Annotated in this window: 14 protein-coding genes; 8 read left to right on the top strand and 6 right to left on the bottom strand. The window is 47.0% G+C overall.

Annotation, left to right across the window (positions count from 1 at the left end):
• Positions 1-31: 31 nt before the first annotated feature.
• The gene (gene pyrE / locus SDE_RS19185) at positions 32-673 is read right to left on the bottom strand and encodes an orotate phosphoribosyltransferase (protein ID WP_011470142.1); all 642 of its coding nucleotides are present in this window, start codon (positions 671-673) and stop codon (positions 32-34) included.
• Between the two features lie 430 nt (positions 674-1103).
• On the opposite strand from pyrE, the gene SDE_RS19180 reads away from it, so the two are divergent.
• Complete coding sequence (locus SDE_RS19180) at positions 1104-1889, top strand: exodeoxyribonuclease III (RefSeq protein WP_011470141.1); 786 nt, start codon at positions 1104-1106, stop codon at positions 1887-1889.
• Between the two features lie 191 nt (positions 1890-2080).
• On the opposite strand, the gene argH is transcribed toward SDE_RS19180, so the two are convergent.
• A complete protein-coding gene (argH, locus tag SDE_RS19175; protein ID WP_041324909.1) occupies positions 2081-3484 on the bottom strand; it encodes an argininosuccinate lyase in 1404 nt (467 codons plus the stop codon).
• A 341-nt stretch (positions 3485-3825) separates the two neighbouring features.
• On the opposite strand from argH, the gene SDE_RS19170 reads away from it, so the two are divergent.
• The 7 genes from SDE_RS19170 (at position 3826) to SDE_RS19140 (ending at position 10905) form a co-directional block, all read left to right on the top strand.
• Positions 3826-4857 (top strand): sensor histidine kinase, encoded by a 1032-nt coding sequence (locus SDE_RS19170; RefSeq protein WP_011470139.1) that lies wholly within the window; start codon positions 3826-3828, stop codon positions 4855-4857.
• A gap of 7 nt (positions 4858-4864) precedes the next feature.
• Positions 4865-5596, top strand: coding sequence for a LytR/AlgR family response regulator transcription factor (locus SDE_RS19165; protein ID WP_011470138.1), 732 nt, complete (start codon positions 4865-4867; stop codon positions 5594-5596).
• A gap of 123 nt (positions 5597-5719) precedes the next feature.
• The gene (gene hemC / locus SDE_RS19160) at positions 5720-6646 is read left to right on the top strand and encodes a hydroxymethylbilane synthase (RefSeq protein ID WP_011470137.1); all 927 of its coding nucleotides are present in this window, start codon (positions 5720-5722) and stop codon (positions 6644-6646) included.
• Entirely contained in the window at positions 6633-7505 is an 873-nt protein-coding gene (locus tag SDE_RS19155; RefSeq protein WP_011470136.1) for a uroporphyrinogen-III synthase, read from the top strand. The genes hemC and SDE_RS19155 overlap by 14 nt, the downstream gene beginning before the upstream one ends.
• 79 nt (positions 7506-7584) lie before the next feature.
• Positions 7585-9069, top strand: a complete 1485-nt coding sequence (locus SDE_RS19150) for a uroporphyrinogen-III C-methyltransferase (RefSeq protein ID WP_011470135.1) — start codon at positions 7585-7587, stop codon at positions 9067-9069.
• A complete protein-coding gene (locus SDE_RS19145; RefSeq protein ID WP_011470134.1) occupies positions 9066-10277 on the top strand; it encodes a heme biosynthesis HemY N-terminal domain-containing protein in 1212 nt (403 codons plus the stop codon). The genes SDE_RS19150 and SDE_RS19145 overlap by 4 nt, the downstream gene beginning before the upstream one ends.
• Positions 10278-10383: 106 nt before the next feature.
• The gene (locus SDE_RS19140) at positions 10384-10905 is read left to right on the top strand and encodes a hypothetical protein (RefSeq protein WP_085978728.1); all 522 of its coding nucleotides are present in this window, start codon (positions 10384-10386) and stop codon (positions 10903-10905) included.
• A gap of 117 nt (positions 10906-11022) precedes the next feature.
• Here the strand turns inward: SDE_RS19140 and SDE_RS19135 are convergent, their stop codons facing one another.
• The 4 genes from SDE_RS19135 to SDE_RS19120 form a co-directional block, all read right to left on the bottom strand.
• Entirely contained in the window at positions 11023-12552 is a 1530-nt protein-coding gene (locus tag SDE_RS19135) for a carbon-nitrogen hydrolase family protein (protein WP_011470132.1), read from the bottom strand.
• A gap of 101 nt (positions 12553-12653) precedes the next feature.
• Positions 12654-12845 carry a hypothetical protein gene (locus SDE_RS19130; protein ID WP_041324906.1) on the bottom strand — a complete coding sequence of 64 codons (192 nt, stop codon included), beginning with the start codon at positions 12843-12845 and terminating at the stop codon, positions 12654-12656.
• A gap of 128 nt (positions 12846-12973) precedes the next feature.
• The gene (locus SDE_RS19125; RefSeq protein ID WP_011470131.1) at positions 12974-13414 is read right to left on the bottom strand and encodes a GNAT family N-acetyltransferase; all 441 of its coding nucleotides are present in this window, start codon (positions 13412-13414) and stop codon (positions 12974-12976) included.
• A 108-nt stretch (positions 13415-13522) separates the two neighbouring features.
• On the bottom strand, positions 13523-14404 hold the full coding sequence (locus tag SDE_RS19120; RefSeq protein WP_011470130.1) for a transporter substrate-binding domain-containing protein: 882 nt from the start codon (positions 14402-14404) through the stop codon (positions 13523-13525).
• Positions 14405-14475 lie beyond the last annotated feature (71 nt).

Here is a 14475-nt window from a genome sequence, read left to right as displayed (position 1 = left end):
CCTAGGCACTTTCTCTGCGCTCTCTATTTCTCTACTCTACGCCGTATTGTTGGCGATAGGCAGTAACCTTAGCGAGGTTTTCGCTGTCACCTTGGGTTTCAAGGTACTGCAGAACATGATTTAGGTTGATAATACTTATGACCGGTACACCGGTTTCTTGTTCCAGCTCTTGAATAGCAGAAAGCTCACCTTGGCCTTTCTCTTGCCTGTTTAAGCCTACCACTATCGCGGCGGGTTTAGCGCCTGCGGCATCAATTAAAGATAGTACTTCACGAACCGCTGTGCCTGCGGTGATCACGTCGTCAATTATGGCAACACGGCCTTTAATTGGTGCGCCAACAAGGGTGCCGCCCTCTCCGTGCGCTTTTACTTCTTTGCGATTGTAAGCAAATGGCATGTCTTTTTGGTGATGGTCGGCCAGCGCGGTGGCGGTAGTGGTCGCTAATGGGATGCCTTTATAGGCTGGGCCAAAAATCATGTCGAATTCAACGCCAGCGTCTACAAGGGCTTGTGCATAGAACCTGCCAAGGCTAGCGAGTGCCGAGCCGGTTTGAAACTGGCCCGCATTGAAAAAATAAGGGCTTACACGGCCAGATTTAAGCGTAAATTCGCCAAATTTAAGGGCTTGGGCCTTTAAGGCCAGCTGAATAAAATCTTTTTGGTACGCTTGCATGTGGTTTCCTGTGTTTGGGGGTGGCTCGCTTTTGGGCGATTTTTAACGTCACGCGTATTTGAATTCGCCTAAAGGCCGCAAAAAAGCAATTAACGAGCTATTATAAAAGTTAACAGCAAAGGAAAAAGCCCTAATGGGCAATTCCGGCATAAAATTCGCTACAAATAGTAATAATTAGTAGCCGAAGGCGGTGACTTCGGGCTCATTTTGCTGTCATAAAATAACAGTTGAATCCAGCGTCATCGAAATTTCAGATTGTTGAGCTAAAGTATAACGGGCGCTAACTGAATAATAACTGAAGCGGTTTGAGTGTTTCTTGCTCACTACACTATTTAAGCTGCAATTAGTGTGACTTAAATATTATTAATAGACTCTAACAATGCATATAACGAACGGGTATTATACGCAGTCCGCAAGTTAAGGGGCCGATATGAGAGTAATTAGTCTCAGCGTCGACGGAATTTTTCAAGCTGCACAGCGAGGGCTGTATGATTGGATTGCCGATCAAGATGCTGACATCATCTGTTTGCAAGATCTACGCGCGCTTGAACCCGAGCTAGACAACGACATTTTTCACCCAGAGGGTTATTTCGCCTATTTTTTTGATTCTGGAGTGAAACACTATAATGGCGTGGCGATTTACACTCGTTACCAGCCAAAGGCGCTTATATATGGCCTAGGATTTTCCAGTGGCGTGGATATGGAAGGCCGCTACCTACAAATTGATTTCGAGCGCTATTCTATTGGCACGTTACTGGCGCCTAGCGCAGTAAACCCAGCTGAATCGCAAGAAGTGAAAATTCAGTTTTTTGATGATTTTCAGGCCTTGTTGCACAAAATTACGCGCAAACGCCGCAACTATATTTTTTGCGGTAACTGGAATATGGCACATACTCGTAAGGATGTGGAAAACTGGGCGCGCAATGAAGATCAGTCTGGCTTTTTAGGGCACGAACAACAGTGGATGAACCAATTGTTCCGCCAATTGGGCTACGCCGATGCATTCCGTTTGGCTGTACCCGATGCAGGCGAATACAGTTGGTGGCCCTCCGGTGAGGTGGGTGTAGCTGATGGCTGGCGTGTCGATCACCAAGTTATCTCTGAAGGTTTAATCAAAAAAGTTGAGTACGCCGCAATGTACAAGACTAAAACCTTCTCTAGCCATTTACCGGTTATTGTCGATTACGATATCGACGACCTAGAGGGAATGTATTAGGGGATAGCTGACAGTTTTAAGCGTAGAGTTGACATTTACATCGAAAAACAAAAAAGGCTTGACGGGTAACCGCCAAGCCTTTTTCATTTTCTGTTAGCTGTTAGCTGTTAGCTGTTAGCTGTTAGCTGTTAGCTGTTAGCTGTTAGCTGTTAGCTGTTAGCTGTTAGCTGTTAGCTGTTAGCTGTTAGCTGTTAGCTGTTTCTTCCCTCTAACTCCTGCTTGGCATTTTCTACTGCTATGCGCACTTGTGCAGGTGCGGTTCCGCCAATGTGGTTTCTTGCCGCTACAGAGCCTTCAAGGGTGAGCACGTCGAATACGTCTTGCTGTATCTCTTTAGAGAAGCCCTGCAATTCTTCTAGTGTCATTTCAGATAGGTCTTTACCGGTTTCTACACCGTAGCCAACGGCCTTACCTACTACTTCGTGTGAATCGCGGAAGGGAATACCTTTGCGCACCAAGTAGTCGGCCAAGTCTGTCGCTGTCGAGAACCCGCGTTTGGCGGCTTCGTACATAGATTCTTTTTTACTTTCTATGGCGGGCACCATATCGGCGAAAGCGCGCAAACAATCTTTTACGGTGTCGATAGCGTCAAACAGCGGCTCTTTGTCTTCTTGGTTGTCTTTGTTGTATGCCAAAGGCTGCGACTTCATTAGCGTGAGCAAGCTAATAAGGTGGCCGTTAACACGACCGGTTTTACCGCGTACAAGCTCTGGCACATCGGGGTTTTTCTTTTGCGGCATAATCGATGAGCCAGTGCAGAAGCGGTCTGGTAAGTTTATAAAGTTAAATTGTGCAGAAGCCCAAAGTACTAACTCTTCGCTGGCGCGTGAAAGGTGAGTCATTAAAATAGCGGCAAAAGCGCTAAATTCTATGGCGAAATCGCGATCGCTTACCGAGTCGAGCGAGTTGCGGGTTGGGTGATTAAAGCCCAATAGCGCAGCTGTTTGCTCGCGATCAATCGGGTAAGTGGTGCCAGCTAGTGCCGCCGCACCCAGTGGGCTTTGGTTTAAGCGCTCACGACAATCCATTAGGCGAGTGTAATCGCGGGTCATCATTTCGTACCACGCCATTAAGTGGTGGCCGAAGGTTACCGGCTGCGCCGTTTGCAAATGGGTAAAGCCGGGCATAATGGTGTCGGCTTCGCGTTCGGCCAAATCCAGAATACCGCTTTGCAGGCGGGTAAGTTCTTTGGCTATGTTGTCTATTTCATCGCGTAAATAAAGCCGAATATCTGTGGCAACTTGGTCATTGCGCGAACGTCCGGTATGAAGTTTCTTACCGGTAATGCCAATGCGCTTGGTAAGTTCAGCTTCGATGTTCATGTGAACGTCTTCTAAGCTGATAGACCAGTCAAATTTACCCTCAACAATATCGCTGCGAATGGCTTCTAGGCCGTCGATAATGGCTGTTTTTTCATCTTCAGAAAGAACGCCAACACTTGCAAGCATGGTTGCATGGGCAATCGAGCCGTTAATGTCGTGGTGGTAAAGGCGTTGGTCGAAGGTTACCGAGGCGGTAAAACGTTCAACAAAGGCGTCTGTGGGTTCACTAAAACGTCCGCCCCAGGGCTTAACAGGATTCTCTTCTTGGCTCATAGTCATTACACAACGTGTTAAAAGTTAGAAAAAATGGCTTAACAAATATAGTAGTTCAGCGTTTTAAAAGCGCGTTATGCTAGTGAATAGCAGCTACGTGCTGTACATATGGGCAAAGCTGGGTATGCAAAAGCGCTGAGCTAAAAAGCCCTATTGGCGGCGATTATACAGAAGGCGGGCGCTCGCGTATAAGTGCATACTTATAATTCGCAGGTAAGCGCTATAAATGGCCGCCATTTGGTTACAACAGGAGATTCGCAATTAACACATCAGCTCATTCCGCCAGTAACGTTTCTTCGCGCGCACGCCGCAGTGGCGACTTCCTGCCAGACCTCTGCAATGTGCAGGCAGTACTGGCGTTGGTGCTGGTTGGCGAGCTGCTTGCCTTGGCCTTAACCCTGTCGGATACAGGGCTGCGAGGCTTTAGTTGGTTTGTGTTTGGCAAGGTATCGTTTTTGGTGCTGTGGGTTGTGTTGGTTAGCGCAGCGTTGCTTTGCCCCTTGCGCCCCTGGCTGGCAAAGCAAAACTCGCTTGTGGCGGGTTCGGTAAGTTACGGTTTAGTGCTTGCTGTGACGCTGTTTTTTGTGCTCTTGGGGCAGTTTGTGATGCTTGGCAGCGTGCTAGCCGATATGGAGGGAATTGTTACCTCTATGATCATATCGGCAGTTTTTGCCGGTGTGGCGCTGCGATATTTTTATTTGCAGCAGCAGTTGCGCAATCAGCAACAGGCAGAATTGCTGGCGCGCTTCGATGCTTTACAGTCGCGTATCCGCCCGCATTTTTTGTTTAATAGTATGAACACCATTGCCAGCTTAATTGCCGTCGACCCAGAAACCGCAGAGCGGATGGTGGTAAATCTCTCGCACCTGTTTCGCGCTACATTAAGCGAGTCGCGCTTGGTGCCCTTAAAAAATGAACTGCAATTATGTAAAGATTACGTCGCCATGGAGCAGCTGCGCTTGGGTAATCGCTTGCGCATGGAGTGGCGCTACGGCGCCGAGGTAAACGACGTTAGCGCCAGCCAAACTATTCCCAGCTTATTGCTGCAACCATTAATCGAAAACGCGATATATCACGGTATTCAACCGCTGCCGGAGGGGGGCGATATTGTGGTTAGCGTCGATGTGAGTGATAAAACGGTCACTATTGTGGTAACGAATCCTGTAAGCAGCCCTAAGAGCAATCAACCCGCTAGCGAAACAGGTGCAGCGAGCAGCGGCAACGGCCTAGCGCTGGCGAATATACGCCATCGGCTTACTGCGTTATATGGCAGTGAAGGCGTGGTGCAAGTTGATAAAGAAGACGCAGTGTTTACAGTGACTTTGCGTTACCCTGTGCAAACTAATTTGCCAGTTAAAATCAAGGATAACTAAGACGATTATGCATATTCTAATTGTTGATGATGAGCCACTGGCAAGGTTGCGCCTGCAGCGACTTATTGATGCGCTGCCCGACTATACCGTGGTAGGTGAGGCTGCCAATGGCGACGAAGCTATAGAGGCCACCTTACGGCTCGACCCCGATATTGTGCTTACCGACATTCGTATGCCAGGCAAAGATGGCCTCGAAGCTGCTCACGTAATATCGGCTATGGAAGATCCACCCGCCTTAATTTTTTGCACCGCCTACGATGAATACGCGCTGCAGGCTTTCGAAACCCTTGCTGCGGGGTATTTGCTTAAACCTGTAAAAGAAGAGCAGTTGCGCGCCGCGCTAGAAAAAGTAACGCGTACAACTAAAGTGCAAAAATCGGCGTTAAAGCAAGTGGAAGAAGGAGCCAGCCGCCAGCATATAGCCGCAAAAACACGGCGCGGTACCGAGCTTATCCCAATAGACGATATTTACTGTTTTATCGCTGACCAAAAATACGTAACGGTATACCACGCCGAAGGGGAAACCCTTATCGACGATACCCTAAAAGAGCTAGAAGAAGAGTTTGCCCAGCGCTTTGTGCGCATTCACCGCAATGCTCTGGTCGCGATTAAAGGCATAGTGGGCATGGAAAAAACCGCAGAAGGGCAATACGCAGTGTGTATAAAAGATAGCGAATACCGCCCACTGGTAAGCCGTCGTCACCTTTCGGGCGTACGCGACTTACTTAACCGTCTGTAGCAAAAATACTGGCAACTTAGCGTGTTACTTACTCTGGGGCTAAATATCACACCGCCCGTCTGTTATCATTCGGGCTTATATCGATAAAGCCTATAAAACATCTAAAAAAGACCCGCATCTACTATGAAAAAGATCCGAATCGCCACCCGCAAAAGTGAGCTCGCCCTGTGGCAAGCCAACGATGTAAAAGCCAAATTAGAAGCGCTTTACCCAAGCCTAGAGGTAGAGCTATTCCCTCTTGTGAGCCGCGGCGACAAGATTCTAGATGTGCCATTGGCAAAAGTGGGTGGTAAAGGCTTATTTGTAAAAGAGCTCGAGCACGCCCTGCTGGCAGATGAAGCCGATATCGCCGTGCACTCCATGAAAGATGTGCCCATGGAATTCCCAGAGGGCCTTGAGCTTGCAGTTATTTTAGAGCGCGAAGACCCGCGCGATGCGTGGGTGTCTGCGGGGTATGAAAATTTAGATGCGCTGCCAGCTGGCGGTGTGGTGGGTACATCAAGCTTGCGCCGTCAAAGCCAAATACTGGCGCGCAGGCCCGATATAACCGTAAAGTTTTTACGCGGTAACGTAAACACACGTCTGGCTAAATTAGATGCAGGTGAGTACGACGCCATTATCCTTGCGGCTGCCGGTTTGAAACGCCTAAAGTTTGGCGATCGCATTCGCAGTTATTTATCGCCAGAAGAAAGCTTGCCTGCGGGCGGGCAAGGTGCGGTTGGTATAGAGTGCCGCAGCGCAGATAGTGAAACCCTAAAATTATTACAAGCATTACACCACACAATAACCGCCGAGCAAGTACTTGCCGAGCGCGCAATGAACCGCCGTTTAGAAGGGGGCTGCCAAGTGCCTATAGGTTGTTTTGCTGTTCACCAAAATAACCAGCTTTGGCTGCGCGGCCTAGTGGCAGACCCAGATGGTAGCAAAGTGATTTATGATGAAATGACAGGCGCTGCCGCCGATGGCGAAAAAATGGGCGTAGAGCTTGCAGAAAAATTATTGGCCGCGGGTGCCGACAAAATATTAAAAGCGGTATATGACAACCAATAGTGGTGCAATACGCATAATTGCAAGCCGGCCTGTCGCGCAAAATAGCGAATGGTGTAAGCGCATAGAAATGTTTAATAGCGAGGCTGTTTGGCGGGCGCTGCCCATTCCCTTACTTGAAATTATTCCGGTTACGGGTGAGGCAGAAAAACGGCAGCTACAAACCCAAGCGCTAGGTTTAGATGACTATCAAAAAATACTTTTTGTAAGCCAAAACGCCGTAGAACATTTTTTTACCTGCTTAGAAGATTATTGGCCGCAACTGCCAAAGCAACTTTGCTTTATTGGGGTGGGTGAAAAAACCAAGCAGGCAATATTGCAGCAGCTAGATCGCTGGGGCTGTGCTGGCGACCAAATTGTATTGGGTGGCGTAGATGCCATGAACTCCGAAGCGTTACTCGCCATGCCCGAATTACAGCAAGTAGACGCTGAAAAAATATTAATATGCCGCGGTGTTGGTGGCCGGCCCATGTTGGGTGAAATATTAGTGGCTCGCGGCGCACGCATAGAATATTGCGAGTTGTACCAGCGCGCCTTGCCAAAGCAAGCAGTAGCGGTATTGGCTGAGGCCGACTTAAATAGCACAACCGATATTTGCCCCGTGTTTAGTGGCGAAACCCTAACCAACTTAGTGGCGGTTTTAGCTAAACATAGCAACCCAAGGGCAAGTGAAAAGCCACCGTTTAGGCTGCCTGCGCAATGGCGAGCATTAATTGTTGTGGTGCCCGGTGAACGCGTGGCGCAACACGCAAAAGCCGTGGGCTTTAAGCGTATAGCGGTGGCAAAAAATGCTACCGAGCCGGCAATGCTTAAGGCCATACAGCAGGCCGTAGAAGAATATTTAAGTACAGCAGCGCACTAAATTAAACCTTGCGTGCGCGCAACAAATATATATTTACATGATCCAATCCCATATTCGCATATAACTGTAGAACCATACTATGAGTGATAAAAAGCCAACGGATGCCGCAGAAGAGTCACCTCAAAGCGAAGAAGTCGATACCAACAAAATAAGCTTGCCGCAGGATGAAAGCGCAGAGAACACAAGCGATACCCCTGCCAAAGACGCACCTATTGAAGAAAGTGAAACGCTACCTGCAGTAAATGTTGAGCAAACAGGGGCTACAGACGCAAGTGGAGCGCAGCAGGCAGAGAGCGCCGGTGAGAGCACCGGTGAAAATGCACTTGGTGAATCAATTCACAGCAGCGATAGCAGCAACAAAACAAGCACAGATAATTCGAATGCCGCTATGAATACCGGTAGCAGTGCCAGCAATAAGCCTGCTGATATGCAAAGTAAGCCAGGCAAAAAGCGAACGGGCCTTTGGTTTGCGCTAATTTTGGTGCTAATAGTATTGGGCGCCCTTGGCTATGGTGCTTACTACGCCGATACATGGCTAAAAAATAGAGATGCGCAAACTCAAGCGCAACTTGAGCAGTTAAAACAGCAGCAGATGGCGCAAACACAAAATATAAATACCATTGCCCAATCACAATCGCGTTTTAGCGAAGTGGATAAATCGCTTGCTGCGCAATTACAGCAAAGCGAGCAGCGCTTAGCGGCAGCCGAACAACGCTTGGCACTGCAAAACAAGCGGTTGCTAAGTATGTCTACTACATCGCGAGACGATTGGTTGCTAGCCGAGGCGCAATACTTACTTAAGTTGGCAAACCAACGCATTTTAGTAGAGCGCAGCGCTGCGGGCGCCGATGCGTTACTTACCGAAGCCGACGGCATACTGCGCGACCTAGGCGACCCAGATTTATTCCCCCTAAGGCAAGCGCTGGCAAAAGATTTAGCGCAGGTGCGTCTAGTAGATAAAATCGATTTAGAAGGTATGTATTTACAATTGCAGGCGCTTTCCAATTCGGTTGAAAAACTACCGGTAAAACCTACGTGGGATCAGCTAGCAGATAACGGCGAGATTAAACCGTTACTCCCAAATACCGAATCGGAAGAGCGACAAACGACGGCCGAGCAAAATACAAATACAGAAGAGCAGGGCTTAGCTGCAAAACTTTGGGGCAAAACGGTACAAGGTTTTGGTCAATTTACCGGCAAGCTTGATGACTATATTCGTGTGCGTCACCACGATATTGCTCCAGAGCCGATGATGTCGCCACAGGCAACTATGTACCTGCAGCAAAACCTGCGTTTAGTGTTAGAGCGCGCACAGCTGGCGTTATTGCGCGAGCAGCCAGAAATTTATCAAAGCAGTTTGGCGCAGGCGACGCTTTGGTTAAAAAAATATTATCCCAATACGCAGGCGCGCGAGGCGTTTATTGCTCAATTAGATCAATTGGCGGCCACACCAATTGTGCAAACCCTGCCGGATATTAGCCAGTCGTTAGAATTGCTACACACTTATATTGCAGAGTTACACCAGCTAAAAGGCGTAGAAAAAAATACGGGTGACAAACAATGATGCGCGCCCTGATTTATTGCTTAATATTATTGTGCTTAGGTGCCTCGCTAACCTATTTAGTACAGCACGACACTGGTTATATTCTTATTAGCTATGGTGATACCAGCGTAGAAATGCGCTTTTGGTTTGGCGTGTTTACCTTTTCTATTGGTTTACTTTTACTTTGGTGGTGCTTTGGACTTATTCGTCGCGGGCTAACTGCATTTGGCGTAAGCCGCAGTTGGTGGAGCGAGAGCAAACAAAAACGCGCCGAGCGCCACACTCAGCGCGGCTTAATTAATTTTGTAGAGGGCAATTGGCGAGCGGCAAAAAAAGACCTTGTAGGCGCAGCCAAATTATCTGATAAGCCGTTGGTACATTACTTGGCCGCAGCGCGCAGCGCTTATGAATTAGGTGAAAAAGAAGAAACGCGTTTTTTAATTCAGCAGGCCGAAAAACACGCCCCCGAAAACGATTTGGCGGTGGCAATAAGTCAGGCGCGCATTTTATTAATGGAAAAGCAATTAGAGCAATGCTTGGCTGTACTCACACGTGCGCGCGCTAATCACGGTGAGCACCCCGTTGTACTCGAACTGCTGTGTAGAACAACCATTCAATTGCGCGATTGGACAAGCCTTGTAGAGCTGTTGCCATTATTAGCGAAATACAAAGTGTACGACGCTGAGGAACTAGCCCAACTAAAACTTAACGCTTACCTCTCGCGCTTGCAGCACCTTGCGGCTACCGCAAAAAAAGAAGGCGACCACGTATTAATACGCGATTTGCATGCGTTTTGGGATGCCGCGCCAAAAGAATTAAAGGCCAATGAAAAATTACTGTTTTGCTATGCGCACGAGTTAATAAAAGCCAAACTTTACGACGAAGCCGAATCTATATTGCGCGTTAAGCTGAAAAAATCTTGGCACCCTGAGCTTGTGAATTTGTATGGCCGTTCGCGTACCGTTAAAAGTAAAGATCAGCTTACTCATGCAGAAAGTTGGTTAAAAACTCACCCAGAAGATGCAGTGTTACATTTGGCCTTAGGTCGTATCGCAATTCGTAATAAACTATGGGGCAAAGCGCGCGGTTATTTAGAGCAAAGTATAAAGCTGCGTGAAACACCACAAGCTTACGCTGAGCTGGCCGAGGTATTTGCTACCCTAGGCGAAACTAAGTTGAGTATAGATTGCTACAAGCGCGGCTTACTGTTAAGTGCAGGTGATAGCTAATACGAAATGTAATTTAATAAAAAGCTATAACGCTAAAAAACTAATTCGCAATAGAAAACAGATGGGACTAATAAGCCCAAACAAAGAATAGAAAATAGAAATGAGAATGAAAATGGATTTAAAAATAAGTGCTTCCCTATTTTTTAGCTGCGTAATGCTGCTTTTACTTACCGCCTGTAATGTAGAGGAAGAAACCGGCGCCCTGGTTACCATGGAAGATAGCGATAGGGTTTGGGTGTTTATTCAATTTAATGTGCCTGAGGAGGGCGATAAAATTGACGGCTATTACTATTATGGCCGGGTATCTAAGCGGCAATACAGCGCAATATCGGCAAACAAACTTACCTCGGGGTTTATTTTACTAAAAGACACTCGCTATTGGGGTAACGACGATATTATTCACGCCTATGCCGACTTCGAAGATACCGGCGACTTGGTTTTTCGCATTGAAGATATACGTTACATACGCTTAATGCGCGCCGAGCCTAAAGTTGGTATGGGGGCCGAGCAATGGGAGCAAGCTGAGGAAGAGGCTGAGGCTAAATTAGAAAACTCAGAGAACGAGGCTGATACAGAAGCCGAGAGCTCAAGCGAAAGCAAGGTTAGTGGTTCAGAAATTAAAGGTTAACTAGAACCGCAACAAATATTGCAGTGGTGATTTAAATACAAGATAAAAAAGCGCACCCGCGTCGGCCGGTGCGCTTTTTTATTGGGCTTAATAGCTAGTGGCTTTGATATTTTGTTGCTATTGGGTATTTTTTAATATTACATCGTACACGTCGGTGCGTCTGTCTTTTAAGTTTCGAACCGAGCCTTCACTGTGCAATACTTTTAGTTTCGATAAGTCTAAGTCCGAAAATAACAACATTTCTGTATTGGGTGTTGCTTCGTTAAGCAGTGCATCGTGTGGGAATGGGAAGTCAGATGGCGTGAGTACTGCCGACTGGCTGTATTGCACATCTAGGCTATCCACTTTTGGTAAGTTGCCTACACTGCCCGCAATAACCACATAGCATTCGTTTTCGATGGCGCGAGCATGGGCGCACAGGCGCACACGTAAATAGCTGTTTTTGGTGTCGGTCCAGAAGGGTACAAATAAAATTTCTAGGCCTTGTTGAGCCATAATACGCGACAATTCAGGGAACTCGACATCATAACAAATTAATATCCCAACTTTACCTGCATCGGTTTCAAAAACTGACACCTTATCGCCACCTTGAATAACCCAATCGCGTTCTTCGTGCGGGGTTATGTGAATTTTTCGCTGCTCGTCAATTTTGCCGCTGCGGTGGCAAAGGTAAGAGACATTGTAAATGGTATCGCCATCGGCCAAGGGCATAGAGCCAGTAATAATATTGGCATTGTACTCAATGGCAAGTTGCGACATACGCTCTAAAATTTTTTCTGTGTATTCTGCCAAATAACGAATGGCGAGCGTTTGTGTGCTTTGATCACCCAGGCCCATAAGCGGGGCGTTAAAAAATTCTGGGAAAATAATAAAGTCGCTTTGGTAATCTGATACCGTATCTACAAAAAACTCTACCTGCGCCAAAAGCTCGTCGAGAGAACTCACAGCGCGCATCTGCCACTGTACAGCGCCCACGCGCACAATATTCTTGGATGTTTCCAGCACGCGAATATCCGGCTCGAATAATATATTGTTCCATTCAAGCAGTGTGGCATAGCCGACAGATTTCTGGTCTTCGGGTAAATATTTTTTAAGTAATCGCTTAACTTGAAAATCGTTAGAAAGTTGAAAAGTAAGAATGGGGTCGTAAATTTCTTTGCGATCCACTTTTGTGATGTATTGGTCTGGGCTTAACTCGTTAGAGTACTGGTGGTAATTGGGGATGCGCCCACCTGCTAAAATTGCACGCAAGTTATATTGACGGCAGAGTTCTTTGCGCGCGTCGTAAAGCCTGCGGCCTAGGCGCATGCCGCGGTGGCTAGAGGCAATTACAACATCTAGGCCATAGAGGGCATCGCCGCTCAAGTCGTTTTTAACGTTGTCGTTGCTATCTACTATATCTTCATAGGTATGGGGGTTAGAAAACCGAGCGTAGTCAACCTGCACGCTAAGGGCAATACCAACAAGCTTGCCGCCGTCGACTATGCCAATTTGGCCTTCGGGGAACTCCTCAATAAGGTAGGTAATAGTGTGCTCAGGCCAAGCGCCGCCGAGTTCGTTGTAGGCGGCGTCCATTAGTTGTTTTATCTCGGGGTAGTGGTCGCCCGTAAGGTTACATATCTCTAAACGTGCTTCTTCTATAGACATAAAGTTACAAATAATAGTGTGGAAAGCTTGAACTATACTAGCCCTTTGGCGTTTATGCGATGTCTAAATGTGAGCCTGGCTACTTACAAAGTAGCGACTAGTTATTTCTGTTGGGTGGACTTTTTATAATCTTCGTAACTCTGCGAGGCTTCGGCCATGCAGCGCTCGTATTCGGGTTGTGGCAGTTCGTAGCAGCTGTTTTTTTTATCTGATTGTAATGTGCCATAAGCCATTTCGCAGCCGGTTACGGCTGTAGCGGTACATGTGAGTAGTGCTAGTTTAAGTAGTTTCACGGTGAGCTCCATTCGATAGGTGGTAATAATTGTTAAGAGTGAAATTAGTGGGCTGTGGGCAGCAAAAGTTCCGTGTTTGTTGTGGCTTTAATATTGGTTATGGCTTAAGTAATTGTGTGAGTTGGCTTCTACGGCGTATAGCTAAAAAACTCCCAGCTGCTTTGTTTCGCGCCAAGCTTTTTGTAGAGTGCCTGCGCGGTAGTATTGTCGCGCGCCGTTACCCATTGCAAGCGGCAGGCACCGCGTTCGATGGCGAATTTGGCGCAGTGTTTAATCAGTTTACTGGCTATGCCTTTATTGCGATGAGATGGCAGTGTGTATAAATCGTTTAATACGCCCACTTTTGCGGTAAGAGTGGATGAGTAACAAAAATACACTGTCGCAAAGGCAACGGGTTCTGTGCCGTCAAAATAGGCAAATTGGCAGCCTTTATCTGATTGCATACCAAATTGAGAAAAGAACGAACGATTTTGCTGGGCGCTCACGTGGTCTACATTGTAAAACTGCTGATAGGCATTGATAAGCGGTATTATACGCTCGAAATTTGCAGAAGAGATGCTGTGGATCATAGCCAGCGGGTACCATACTTGTTAACAATATAGCGCAACGTTACCCCAAAAAGAATGGTCGCGCGAGTGCTTCATTGCGCGAATATACAGCTAGTATTGCCGGCTATGCTATAAACCGTAGTTTTTAGCCCCCTCTGCAAGCTCGCTTAAATCGAGCCATAACTCATCTCGATCTAGGGGAGTGGCTTTAGGCAGAAAAGGGTTATTTATTTTTATTACTCGACGTTTATCGAGCTGCGCTCGCTTTAGAAATTCTCGCACCCGATCGTTGTTATAAAAGTAATCGTCAAATTGACCGTCGGCAATGGCACGCTCTAGACCTTGCTCTATTGCGGCCGCTAATTGCGGGTGGTTTTTATTCACAAAAAAATAAGTTGGTAATGTGTAAGAGAGCACCAATTTATTTTCTACGGTGAGGGGGAGTTGCTTGTACTTTGCCACTTCCTCCCAGGCTTCGGTGGCACCACGCGGAAAGGCGTCAAACCGGTCGCCGTCTAGCATATGAAACAGGCCTTCTTTTTTCACTGTTCTTACCACTTTAAAACCTGCCTGCTGCAAAATATTGCCGTCTTGCCAGGTTTTACCCTGGCCAAATTTAAACTGTTTTAAGTCGTTTGCGCTATAAATAGAATCGAATCGGTGTTGTTCCCCTTCGCGAATAATAAAAAAACGCAAGCTCATAAGGCCTCGGTAGCCATCTATGCGAACGGGGGTAAAATCCTGTTCCATCTGATCAGAGGTGCCGCCCCACATAACCGTAAGCTCACCATTACGCAACGCTTCCACCTGCGCACTGCGGGTAAGTGTTTCTGACGTTTCTAAATAATTATAGTGCTTATCGGAATAAGAAAGCGCTAACTTCATTAGATCTAGCATATACGTGCTATTGCTACGGGGTTTATTGATGGTGATATCAACCGATTCGCCATGCGTATAAATAGCAGTGAGCAAACATGTAACAGTGGTAAGTATTTTGAATGGGTATTTCAACAGTGAAGCCTCATTTTGTGAATAGCCACTGTTAACTTTAGCAGAGGATTATTTAGGTGGGAGTAAAAACA

It is taken from the genome of Saccharophagus degradans 2-40, assembly GCF_000013665.1.
In the GTDB taxonomy this organism is placed as follows: Bacteria; Pseudomonadota; Gammaproteobacteria; order Pseudomonadales; family Cellvibrionaceae; genus Saccharophagus; species Saccharophagus degradans.
This window is presented reverse-complemented; position numbering and strand designations above follow the sequence as displayed.

Excerpts from the sequence above, each read along its gene's own strand:
- pyrE (WP_011470142.1), bottom strand. The coding sequence starts at position 673 with ATGCAAGCGTACCAAAAAGATTTTATTCAGCTGGCCTTAAAGGCCCAA.
- SDE_RS19180 (WP_011470141.1), top strand. The coding sequence starts at position 1,104 with ATGAGAGTAATTAGTCTCAGCGTCGACGGAATTTTTCAAGCTGCACAG.
- argH (WP_041324909.1), bottom strand. The coding sequence starts at position 3,484 with ATGAGCCAAGAAGAGAATCCTGTTAAGCCCTGGGGCGGACGTTTTAGT.
- SDE_RS19165 (WP_011470138.1), top strand. The coding sequence starts at position 4,865 with ATGCATATTCTAATTGTTGATGATGAGCCACTGGCAAGGTTGCGCCTG.
- hemC (WP_011470137.1), top strand. The coding sequence starts at position 5,720 with ATGAAAAAGATCCGAATCGCCACCCGCAAAAGTGAGCTCGCCCTGTGG.
- SDE_RS19155 (WP_011470136.1), top strand. The coding sequence starts at position 6,633 with ATGACAACCAATAGTGGTGCAATACGCATAATTGCAAGCCGGCCTGTC.
- SDE_RS19150 (WP_011470135.1), top strand. The coding sequence starts at position 7,585 with ATGAGTGATAAAAAGCCAACGGATGCCGCAGAAGAGTCACCTCAAAGC.
- SDE_RS19145 (WP_011470134.1), top strand. The coding sequence starts at position 9,066 with ATGATGCGCGCCCTGATTTATTGCTTAATATTATTGTGCTTAGGTGCC.
- SDE_RS19140 (WP_085978728.1), top strand. The coding sequence starts at position 10,384 with ATGAAAATGGATTTAAAAATAAGTGCTTCCCTATTTTTTAGCTGCGTA.
- SDE_RS19135 (WP_011470132.1), bottom strand. The coding sequence starts at position 12,552 with ATGTCTATAGAAGAAGCACGTTTAGAGATATGTAACCTTACGGGCGAC.
- SDE_RS19125 (WP_011470131.1), bottom strand. The coding sequence starts at position 13,414 with ATGATCCACAGCATCTCTTCTGCAAATTTCGAGCGTATAATACCGCTT.